This window comes from Actinokineospora sp. (genome assembly GCF_050699995.1).
In the GTDB taxonomy this organism is placed as follows: Bacteria; Actinomycetota; Actinomycetes; order Mycobacteriales; family Pseudonocardiaceae; genus Actinokineospora.
This window is the reverse complement of the sequence record NZ_JBOHGC010000064.1, coordinates 1-9,484: the sequence shown is the minus strand read 5'-3', so window position 1 is coordinate 9,484 and position 9,484 is coordinate 1. Positions and strand designations below refer to the sequence as shown.

General features: G+C 70.2%; 9 protein-coding genes. All 9 read right to left on the bottom strand.

Features of this window, described 5'->3' with window-relative positions; genetic code table 11:
- A partial coding sequence (locus ACRDSQ_RS03965) for a glycerate kinase (RefSeq protein ID WP_431418836.1) occupies positions 1–714 on the bottom strand: 714 nt, incomplete at its 3' end.
- A gap of 14 nt (positions 715–728) precedes the next feature.
- Positions 729–2,492: a glyoxylate carboligase gene (gcl, locus tag ACRDSQ_RS03960; RefSeq protein ID WP_431418835.1), complete on the bottom strand. Its 1,764-nt coding sequence runs from the start codon at positions 2,490–2,492 to the stop codon at positions 729–731.
- Positions 2,493–2,523: 31 nt separating this feature from the next.
- Entirely contained in the window at positions 2,524–3,399 is an 876-nt protein-coding gene (locus ACRDSQ_RS03955; RefSeq protein WP_431418834.1) for a 2-hydroxy-3-oxopropionate reductase, read from the bottom strand.
- A 13-nt stretch (positions 3,400–3,412) separates the two neighbouring features.
- Positions 3,413–4,222, bottom strand: a complete 810-nt coding sequence (locus tag ACRDSQ_RS03950) for a hydroxypyruvate isomerase family protein (RefSeq protein WP_431418833.1) — start codon at positions 4,220–4,222, stop codon at positions 3,413–3,415.
- Between the two features lie 100 nt (positions 4,223–4,322).
- Entirely contained in the window at positions 4,323–5,510 is a 1,188-nt protein-coding gene (locus ACRDSQ_RS03945) for a DUF6986 family protein (protein ID WP_431418831.1), read from the bottom strand.
- A gap of 3 nt (positions 5,511–5,513) precedes the next feature.
- Positions 5,514–7,109: a malate synthase A gene (aceB, locus tag ACRDSQ_RS03940; RefSeq protein WP_431418829.1), complete on the bottom strand. Its 1,596-nt coding sequence runs from the start codon at positions 7,107–7,109 to the stop codon at positions 5,514–5,516.
- A complete protein-coding gene (locus ACRDSQ_RS03935; RefSeq protein WP_431418828.1) occupies positions 7,106–8,473 on the bottom strand; it encodes an 8-oxoguanine deaminase in 1,368 nt (455 codons plus the stop codon). Before ACRDSQ_RS03935 ends, aceB begins: the two co-directional genes overlap by 4 nt.
- Positions 8,470–9,339: a factor-independent urate hydroxylase gene (pucL, locus tag ACRDSQ_RS03930; protein WP_431418826.1), complete on the bottom strand. Its 870-nt coding sequence runs from the start codon at positions 9,337–9,339 to the stop codon at positions 8,470–8,472. Before pucL ends, ACRDSQ_RS03935 begins: the two co-directional genes overlap by 4 nt.
- A gap of 2 nt (positions 9,340–9,341) precedes the next feature.
- Positions 9,342–9,484 (bottom strand): hydroxyisourate hydrolase (locus ACRDSQ_RS03925; protein ID WP_431418837.1); only part of this gene is annotated, 143 nt, incomplete at its 5' end.

Sequence of the window (9,484 nt, the reverse complement as noted above, 5' to 3'; positions counted from 1 at the left end):
GGGCAGGTCCGCGGCGTCGACCCCGGTCTCCCGGCGCACGACCGCCGCCCACCGGGCCAGCGCGGTGTCGAGCAGCCGCACCTGCGCGGGGCTCGCCCCCTTCTGCGGCCCGTACACCGCTGCCGCTCCTTGTGTGCCGAGCAGCGGATTGTCCACATCGGAGGCGACGACGATCTCCGCCGAGCGCACCCCAGGGTGCAGCCCGGAAAGATCGAGACGCTCCACCGAGGCCCAGGCACTCACCTCAGCGCCATCCCCGTCAAGCAGGCGCGCCCCGAGCGCCCGGAGCATCCCGGTCCCACCGTCGGTGCACGCGGAGCCGCCGAGCCCGAGGACGATGGTGCGCGCACCCGCGTCGAGCGCCGCGCGCACCACCTCCCCAGTTCCGTACGACGACGCCCGCACCGGCTCCAACACGCCGCCGGGCAGCCGAGCCAGCCCCGAGATATCGGCCAACTCGACCACCGCGACACCGTCGCGCAGCGCGTACCCGGTGTCGACCGGGTCCCCGGTCGGCCCGCTCGCCCGGACCGGGACCAGCCGGAACCCGCCCGCGACCACCGCGTCGAGGGTGCCGTCACCGCCGTCGGCCACGGGCACCTCCCGCACCGCGAGGCCCGGCACCACCGACCGCAGCCCTGCTGCGATATGCGCCGCGACCTCGCGGGCGGTCAGCGAGCCCTTGAACTTGTCCGGTGCGACCACGACATCCATACCCTGATCCTCGCTCAATCGAGCGAGAGGACGGCGGTCGGCGCGTGCTCCGGTCGGGTGGCGAGTTCCTCGAACTCGACCACGTTGTCGATCTCCGTGCCCATCGAGATGTTCGTGACCCGCTCCAGGATGACTTCCACGACCACGGGCACCCGGAATTCGGCCATCATCGACTTGGCCTTCTCGAACGCGGAGAGCAGGTCGTCCGGGTCGGTCACCCGGATCGCCTTGCAGCCCAGCCCCTCGGCGACCTTCAGGTGGTCGACACCGTAGGCGCCGAGCTCCGGGGAGTTGATGTTCTCGAAGGACAGTTGCACGCAGAAGTCCATGTCGAACCCGCGCTGCGCCTGCCGGATCAACCCGAGGTAGGCGTTGTTCACGACCACGTGGATGTACGGGATGGCGAACTGCGCGCCGACCGCGAGCTCCTCGATCATGAACTGGAAGTCGTAGTCACCCGACAGGGCGACCACGGGGGTGTCCGGGTCGGCGACCGAAGCGCCGATCGCCGCGGGCAGCGTCCAGCCCAGGGGCCCGGCCTGCCCGCAGTTGATCCAGTGCCGCGGCCGGTACACGTGCAGGAACTGCGCCGCCGCGATCTGCGAGAGCCCGATCGTGGTGACGTAGCGGGTCTCCGGGCCGAACGCGCGGTTCATCTCCTGGTACACCCGCTGCGGCTTGATCGGCGTGTTGTCGAAGTCCGTGCGCCGCTGCAGCGTCCGCCGCCGAGTCCGGCACGACTCCGCCCACTGCGAACGATCCGGGAGAGCGCGCTCGCGGGCGATCTCGACGAACAGCTCCAACGCGGCCCGCGCGTCCGACGCGATCCCGTAGTCCGGGGCGAACACGCGCCCGATCTGGGTGGGCTCGATGTCGACGTGGACGAACTTGCGGCCCTGTCGGTAGGTGTCGAGACCCCCGGTGTGCCGGTTCGCCCAGCGGTTGCCGATGCCCAGGACGAAGTCCGACTCCAGCATCGTGGCGTTGCCGTAGCGGTGCGAGGTCTGCAGGCCGACCATGCCCGCCATCAGCGGGTGGTCGTCGGCGATCGCGCCCCAGCCCATCAGCGTCGGCACGACCGGGACACCGGTCAGCTCGGCGAACTCGACGAGCAGGTCGGCGGCGTCGGCGTTGATGATGCCGCCGCCCGCGACGATCAGCGGGCGCTCGGCCTCGGCGAGCATGTCCAACGCCTTGGAGATCTGCGCGCGGGTCGCGGTCGGCTGGTAGACCGGCAGCGGCTCGTAGGTGTCGGGGTCGAACTCGATCTCGGTGAGCTGCACGTCGATCGGCAGGTCCAGCAACACCGGGCCGGGACGACCCGAGCGCATCACGTGGAACGCCTGCTGGAACGCGCCCGGCACCTGGGCGGCCTCCAGGACGGTCATCGCCATCTTGGTGACCGGCTTGGCGATCGAGGTGATGTCGACGGCCTGAAAGTCCTCCTTGTGCAGCCGGGCCACCGGGGCCTGCCCGGTGATGCACAGGATCGGGATCGAGTCGGCGGCCGCGGAGTACAGGCCGGTGATCATGTCGGTGCCCGCGGGCCCCGACGTGCCCACGCAGACGCCGATGTTGCCGGGCTTGGCCCGGGTGTAGCCCTCGGCCAGGTGGGAGGCGCCCTCGACGTGGCGGGCCAGGACATGGTCGATGCCGCCACTGGCACGCAGCGCGGCGTAGAACGGGTTGATGGCGGCGCCGGGCAGCCCGAAGGCGTGCGTGACGCCCTCGCGCTTGAGGATCTCGACCGCGGCGCGCGCGGCGGTCATGCGCGGCATTGCTGTTTCCCTTTCACAACGGAGTCCCTACTCAGCGGCCGGACAGTTCTTGGACGAGCTTGAGCAACCCGGAGTGGTCCAGGGAGCCGTCACCACGCGCGACAAGCGACGCGACGAGCTGCGAGACCACCGCGCCCAGCGGGATCGCCACACCGGCGTCGCGGGCGGCGGCCTGCACGATGCCGAGGTCCTTGTGGTGCAGGGAAAGGCGGAAACCGGGGGTGAAGTCGCGCTTGAGCATGTTCGCGGCCTTGCGGTCGAGGATCGCGTTGCCCGCGAGCCCACCGGCGAGGACCTTGATCGCCGCGTCCATGTCGACGCCGTGCGCCTCCAGGAACACGATCGCCTCGGCGACGAGTTCGATGGTCCCGGCGACGATGAGCTGGTTCGCTGCCTTCACCGTCTGCCCGGCGCCGTGCGGCCCGACGTGCACAACGGTTTTGCCGACCGCGTCGAGGATCGGCTTCGCGGTCTCGAAGTCGGCGGCCTCCCCACCGACCATGATCGACAGGGTGGCGTCGATCGCGCCCTGCTCACCGCCGCTGACCGGGGCGTCGAGCACGCGGACCCCTTGCGCCGCAGCGGCTTCGGCGACCGCGCGGCTGGTGGCCGGGCGGATCGAGCTGCAGTCGATGAGCAGCAGACCCGGCTTGGCGTTGGCCAGCACACCGTCATCGCCGAGAACCGCGTCCTCGACGTCAGGGGAGTCGGGGACCATCGTGATCACGATGTCGGCGTCGCGGGTGACCTCGGCGATCCCGCTCGCCGCGCGCCCACCGGCGGCGACGAGCCGGTCGAGCGGCGGCTGCGTCAGGTTGCAGCCGACGACGTCGTACCCGGCCTTCACCAGGTTGGCGGCCATCGGGCCACCCATGATCCCGAGTCCGATGAATCCGATCGTGGTCATTGTTCGCTCTCCTCTACTTACTGGACCGGCGCTCGCGTGGCAGCCACGCGAAGCTCTCGACGGTCGTGGTGCTCGGGACGTATTCCAGGCCGACCCAGCCGCGGTAGCCCGCTTGCTCGAGCCTGCCCAGGGCGGCGTCGATGGCCACGTCGCCGCTTCCGGGCTCGTGCCTGCCGGGGGCGTCGGCGATCTGGACGTGCGCGGTGCGGTCGGCGTACTCGTCGATGACCTTGTCCAGGTCATCTCCGTTGACAGTCAGGTGGAACAGGTCGGCCAGGAACCGCACATTCGGCGCGCCGACCCGGTCGATCACGGCGAAGGCGTCGGCGGCGGTGCGCAGCGGGTAGGGCTGCGGGCCGCTGACGGCCTCGATCAGGACGGCGCCGCCGACGCGGCCGACGGTCTCGGCGGCGTAGGCGAGGTTCTCCGCGCCCAGGTCGTCCTGCGCGGCCGGGTCGACACCGTCGATCCGGTTGCCGTAGAGCGCGTTGAACGCCCGGCACCCGGTTCGGACCCCGATCTCGGCGACCAGCGCGGCGTTGTCGCGGAACTCCTGCTCACGGCCGACCCAGGACACCAGGCCCCGGTCGCCGCCCGGCATGTCGCCCGCGAAGAAGTTCAACCCGACCAGCCGAACATCGGCCTCTGCCAACGCGGAGACGAACGCGTCGACCGCACGGTCGGCGGGGATGGCCTCGGTGAACGGCCACCAGAACTCGACGGCGTCGAAACCGGCGTCCTTGGCCGCCCGCGGGCGCTCCAGCAGGGGCAGGTCGGTGAACAGGATCGAGCAGTTCACCTCGAAGCGGAGCGAGTGACCCACTACGACCTCCGGGATTTCGTATTGTGGAATAAATGTTTTGCTGTGCGAAAACGACAGTACGAGTCGGGGCGTCGAGAATCAAGGCCCCGCGGTGCTGGGATCAGCCGACTCGGCGGCAGGCGAAGCTGTCGAGGGTGGTGCGGTCGAGCCCGGTGAGCTCGGCGACCTCGGAGTCGTCGGTGGCGCCGCAGTTGAGGCCGCGCACGACGAAGGCTGCGAGCGCCTGGGCGGTGGCGGGCTCGTCGAGCACCCCGTCACCGGTCTGTCCCACGTAGTCCCGCAGCCGCTCGGCGGCCGCCGCGAGACCTTCCCGGAAGAACCCGTACGTCGCGGCGTACCGGGTCACCAGCTGCCCGGGGTGCAGGTCCCAGCCCTGGTAGAAGCCGCGCTCCAGCGACCGGCGCACCAGCCGGGCGTGCAGCCGCCAGGCGTCGGTGGTGCCGTCGCCGACGGGGAGGACGTTGGTGGATCCGTCGGATACCCGGACCCCGGTGCCCGCCGCGGCGAGTTGCATGACCGCCTTGGCGTGGTCGGCCGCGGGGTGCTCCATGCTCTGGAATGCGGCGGAGATGCCGAGCGCGGCGCTGTAGTCGTAGGTGCCGTAGTGCAGGCCGGTGCAGCGACCGGCCGCGGCGTCGATCATCCGGGCGACCGCCGCCGTGCCGTGCGGTCCGAGGATCGCCTGCGGTGTCTCCACCTGGATCTCGAACCGCAACCGGCCTGGTGGCAGCCCGTGGGCCACTTCGAGCCGTTCGCACGCCACCGTCATGGCGGCGACCTGCTCGACCGCGGTGACTTTTGGCAGCGTCACCACGAAACCGTCGGGCAGGGGACCGGCGTCGAGCAGGGTGCCCAGGAACAAGTCGAGGGTGCGGACACCGCGTCGTCGGGTGGCGACCTCCAGGCTCTTGAACCGGATCCCGAGGAACGGCGGCATGTGGCCCCGCGCCATCGCGGCCGCGGCGGTGCGGGCCGCGGAGTCCTCTTCGTCGTCGGGTCGGTTGCCGTAGCCGTCCTCGAAGTCGACGCGCAGGTCCTCGATCGGCTCGCGATCCAGCTTGTCGACCACCCGGGCGCGCACCTCGGCGTCGAGTTCGACTGGGTGCTCGGCCATCGCCCGGGTCGCCTCCGCGCCCCACTCGGGACACAGGTCGGCGTGGAACCGGTCGGCGGGCACGTACACCGTGTGCACCGGTTGCCGGGCAGGGCTGTCGCCGGGATAGCGCCGCAGCAGCTCCGCGTCGACCGGGGCGAGCAGGTGGTCCAGTTCGCTCAGCAGCTCGTCCATGGGTCAGTCGATCAGGTCGTAGGCGGGCAGGGTCAGGAACTCGACGAAGTCGTCGGACAGCGCGACCCGCTCGAACAGGGCCCGCGCGTCACCGAACCGGCCCGCCTCGAACTGCTCGGCGCCAAGCGATTCGCGGATGGTCGCGAGTTCCTCGTCCTCCATGCGGCGCACCAGGTCGGCGGTCACCAGCTCGCCGGAGTCGGCGAGTTTGACGTCGTTGCGCAGCCACTGCCAGATCTGCGAGCGCGCGATCTCCGCGGTCGCCGCGTCCTCCATCAGGTTGAAGATCGCCACCGCGCCGCTGCCGCGCAGCCACGCCTCCAGGTAGCGCAGCGCCACAGCCACGTTGCCGCGCAAGCCTTCCGACGTCGGTTCGCCGGGTGTGCTCGACACGTCCAAAAGCTGATCCGCGGTCACCGACACCTCGTCACGGGTGCGGTCGAGCTGGTTGGGCCGCTCGCCCAGGACACCGTCGAAGACCTCACGGCACACCGGGACCAGGTCCGGGTGCGCCACCCAGGAGCCGTCGAACCCGTCGCGGGCCTCGCGTTCCTTGTCCGCGCGGACCTTCGCCAGGGCCACCTCGGTCAGCTCCGGGTCGCGGCGCGACGGGATGAACGCCGACATCCCACCCATCGCGACCGCGCCGCGCCGGTGACACGTGCGCACCAGCAGGTCGGTGTAGGCGCGCATGAACGGCGACGCCATGCCGACGCCGTTGCGGTCGGGCAGCACGAAGTCGGGGCCGACGTCCCGGAAGTACTTGATCACGCTGAACAGGTAGTCCCACCGGCCCGCGTTGAGCCCGGAGGCGTGCTCGCGCAACTCGTAGAGGATCTCGTCCATCTCGAACGCGGCTGGAATGGTCTCGATCAACACCGTGGCGCGGACACTGCCGCGGGGGATGCCGAGCGCGTCCTGGGCGTGGATGAACACGTCGTTCCACAGCCGGGCCTCGAGGTGGCTCTCCAGCTTGGCCAGGTAGTAGTACGGCCCTTGCCCGCGGGCCAGGAGCTCGTGGGCGTTGTGGAAGAAGTGCAGGCCGAAGTCGAACAGCGAGCCGCTCATCGGGCGGTCATCGACCAGCACGTGCTTCTCGTCGAGGTGCCACCCGCGGGGCCGCACCAGGGGCACGGCGAGATCACCGTCGGACAGCTGATACGCCTTGCCCTCAGGCGAGGTGTAGGTGAGCGCGCGCCGATGCGCGGCGTAGAGCGTCAGCTGCCCTTCGATCACGTTGTGCCAGTGGGGTGTGTTGGCGTCCTCGAGGTCTGCGAGCCAGATCTTGGCACCGGAGTTCAGCGCGTTGATCGCCATCTTCGGGTCGGTGGGTCCGGTGATCTCGACCCGGCGGTTCTGCAGCGGCCGCGGCGCCGGGGCTACCTGCCATTCGGCGGCCCGCACATCGGCGGTCTCTGGGCGGAGGTCGAGTGTGCCGGTCCGGCCGATCTCGGCACGCCGCTGCCTGCGAGCCGCTAGCAGTTCGTCACGCCGCGGCCCGAACGTGCGTTGGAGATCGGCCAGGAACGTCAACGCATCCGGCGTCAGGATCTGCTCCTGATCGGGCCCGGCTTCGGCTTGCACGGTGGGCATCGTCATGACATCACTCCAGCTCGGGACAGGAGGGCACGGTTGGCATCGCGCACGTCGCGCGCGATGGCGTCCTCGTCGTGGTTGACCAGCCGGTCTCGCTCGACGACGGGGCGGCCCTGCACCAGCAGCAGTTCCAGCGGCGGCGGAGCACCGAGCACGAGGGCGGCGACCGGGTCGGCGATGTCGGCGTGTCGCAGTGTGTCGAGCCTCCACAGCGCCACGTCGGCGAGCTTTCCGGGCTCGAGGGAACCGATGTCGCGCTCCCAACCGAGCACCGTGGCCCCGCCGAGGGTGGCCATCTCGAGGCCGTCGCGCACGGTGAGCGCGCCCGGCCCTCCGACGGCCCGGGCGAAGAGGACCGCGTGGCGCACCTCCTCCAGCAGCGACGAGGATTCGTTCGACGCGGCGCCGTCGACGCCGAGCCCTACCGGGACGCCAGCGTCGCGCAGATCGCGGGTGCGACACACTCCGGCGCCGAGCCGGGCATTGGACGACGGGCAGTGCGCCACACCGGTGCCACTGGTCCCGAGTTGTCCGATCGCCACGTCGTCGAAGTGGACGCCGTGGGCCAACCAGACGTCCGGGCCGAGCCAGCCCAGCGCGCTGACGTAGTCGATCGGCGTGCATCCGAACCGGTCGAGGCAGAACTCGGCCTCATCGACCGTCTCGGCCAGATGGGTGTGCAGCCGGACGCGCTTGTCCCGGGCCAGGTCCGCGACCTGACGCAGTAAGTCACCGGTGACCGAGAAGGGTGAACACGGTGCCGCGCCGATGCGCAGCATCGAGTCGGCTGAGGGATCGTGAAAGCGGTCGATGGCGTCGGCGGTGGCCGCGAGGACGGTGTCGATGTCCTCGACGACGTGGTCCGGTGGCAGGCCGCCCCGGCTTCGGCCCAGGTCCATCGAGCCCCGAGTGGGCAGGAAGCGCAGCCCGATCGCCCGGGCAGCGTCGACCTCCGCCGCCAGCAGGTCACCCGCTCCGGCCGGGAACACGTAGTGGTGATCCATCGTGGTGCTGCAACCGGTTCGGGCCAGCCAGCCGAGCGCGCCGGTGGCCGCCACGCGCACGGTGTCCTCGTCGATGCCGGCCCAGATCGGGTAGAGCGTCATCAGCCAGTCGAACAGGGTGTGGTCGGCAGCCAAGCCGCGGGTGACCCACTGGTAGAGGTGGTGATGGGTGTTGACCAACCCCGGCGTGGCCAGGCAGCCGGTGGCGTCGACGTACGTCGCGCCGGGCAGGTCGCGCGGACCGGGCCCGGCACCGACGGCGGTGATCCGGGCATCATCGACGACGATGTGCCCGCTCGGGTGCTCGGTCCGGCTCGGATCCATCGTGACGACCGAACAACCGCTGATGACGACCGTGCTCACGTCGGATCGGCCTCCCGCCGGACGGTCGCCTCGATCAGGCCGTACGGGCGGTCTGCGACGTAGAACACCTCGCCGGGATTCTCCAGTCCAAACGGCTCGAGGTCGACGGCGAAGTGGTGGATGTTGGGCGCGGTCAGGGTGATCTCCGCAACGGCCGGCTGCCGCTCCAGTACCGCCTTGCCCATCTCGTAGAGGGTCTGCTGAAGGGCCAAGCTGTGTACGGTTGCGTACGTCTCCAGCAGCGTCTGCCTGATGGCGTCATACGACGCTCCCCAGTCGACTCCGGTTTCGCCGTAGACCCACCGCACGGCCAACGAGGTGGCCATGACCCGGTCGTGGGTCTCCGCCAAGGTGGTGTAGCGATCCCGCAGGAAGTTGTTGAACTCCGAACCGGTCGACTTGAGCACGACCAGGTCCGCGAGCCCCGACTCGACCACCACCGTCTGTTCGGTGCCGGCGCCGGCCACGGTCACCGCTGTGGTGCGCACCTCCTGACCGCTGCGCACGAAACTGTGATCGTGGCCCCCGCCGTCGATGCCGATGCGCTGCCACGCGTACTCCTTGACCTCGACTCGGGCACCGTGGACCGGGCCGACGTCGTCGACGAAATGCGTCGCCAGCGCCAGCGCGTAGTCCTCGATCTGCTGCACGCCGACCTGCTTGGCGTAGGCGAAGACGGTGTTCTTCTGCGAGTCGGTAGGCAGCGTGTTCGACTGGTCTCCGGCGACGTGGGCAGCGGCGAAGTCGCCGCGCAGCGAGGTCGTGACGGACAGGTCGCGGATCTCGTGCCGGGCGGTGTCGCGATAGATCCGGACCAGCCGCGTCTCCGCCTTGCCGTAGTTGTTGGGTCCCAGCACGATTCCCACGTTTAGCTCCCTCGGTAGGTCGAATAGCCGAACGGGCTCAGCAACAAGGGCACATGGTGATGCTGATCCGGGTCGACGATGGCGAAGGTCACCGTGACCTCGGGGTAGAAGGTGCGCACCCGCATGGCCGCGAAATACGCGGCGG